Raw genomic sequence first — 301 nt, 5'->3', positions numbered from 1 at the left:
GTATCTGCTCAACTACAGCCTCGACAATCTGTCGCTGATGGGCCTGTCGATCGCGGTCGGCTTCGTCGTCGACGATGCCATCGTGATGATCGAGAATATCTCCCGGCATATCGAGGAAGGCCTCTCTCCGATGCAGGCTGCGCTGAAAGGCGCGGGCGAGATCGGCTTCACCATCATCTCGATCTCGGTCTCGCTGATCGCGGTTTTCATTCCGCTGCTGCTGATGGGCGGGGTGATCGGCCGCATGTTCCAGGAGTTCGCCGTCACGGTATGCGTTGCCATCGTGGTGTCGGTGATCGTC

Annotated in this window: 1 protein-coding gene; it reads left to right on the top strand. The window is 59.5% G+C overall.

Annotated elements, in window-relative coordinates:
• The coding region (locus IG69_RS20650; RefSeq protein ID WP_036830711.1) for an efflux RND transporter permease subunit at window positions 1-301 on the top strand (301 nt) is incomplete at both ends.

Origin of the sequence: Phycicoccus jejuensis, from assembly GCF_000720925.1 — a bacterium.
Lineage (GTDB): Bacteria > Actinomycetota > Actinomycetes > Actinomycetales > Dermatophilaceae > Phycicoccus > Phycicoccus jejuensis.
The sequence above is the reverse complement of the archived record's forward strand: the minus strand, read 5'-3'. Positions and strand labels throughout refer to the sequence as shown.